This window comes from Aminobacter sp. P4_D5 (assembly GCF_056401815.1).
Map to the genome: position 1 here is coordinate 1 of NZ_JBFUIP010000906.1, position 635 is coordinate 635.

The window sequence follows — 635 nt, forward strand, 5'->3', positions numbered from 1 at the left end:
GGCCCGAGGCGGTAAGGCGCTGCTCGGCCTCGGCATCGGCCGGATTGAGGAGGGCGGCGGCGAGACGGCTCGCCGCCTCGGCCGGCGACAGTTCGGGAGCGATGTCGTGCCGCTGCGGCCTGAGGCCGGGCATTTCGTTGGCCAGCACACGGGCCAGCGCCATCTGGCCGGCCGCGGCCAGCCCGCGCTCGCCCCCCCGCCCGACGACATGGAACTGCGACGCGACGCCGTCCGCGGCGGCGGCGAGATGGGCGAGCGGGACCAGGCTTTCCGCGTCGGGCGCCGGCAGGGCGATGACTGCGGCACCGCGCAGCAGGCGCGGAGCCGGGTCTGACGGCAGATGCGCGACATGCGCGCCGGCGGCAGCCAGCGCCTCGGCGAGCGCCTCGCCCAGCAGCCGCTGCGTGCCGCTCGCCCAGAGGACGAAGCGCCGCGCCGGTGCCGCATGCAGCAGCTGGCCGCCGGCGGGCTTGGTCGCGGCGATCAGCGCCGCCTCCCAGGGGAGGGCGGGCAGAGGGATCTGGTGCGGACGGGGCCACCCGCCGGCGGTCATCACCGCCGCCCAGCCGGCGGCGTCGCGCAGCCGGGGCGCCGACCACCAGCCGGGCGCGAGACCCTCGGTCATGTCCCAGAAG

General features: G+C 77.8%; 1 protein-coding gene. It reads right to left on the reverse strand.

The features are described 5' to 3' along the window. Positions 1–635, reverse strand: a 635-nt coding sequence (locus AC1DWF_RS35720) for a hypothetical protein (RefSeq protein ID WP_476843188.1), incomplete at both ends; no start/stop codon positions are given.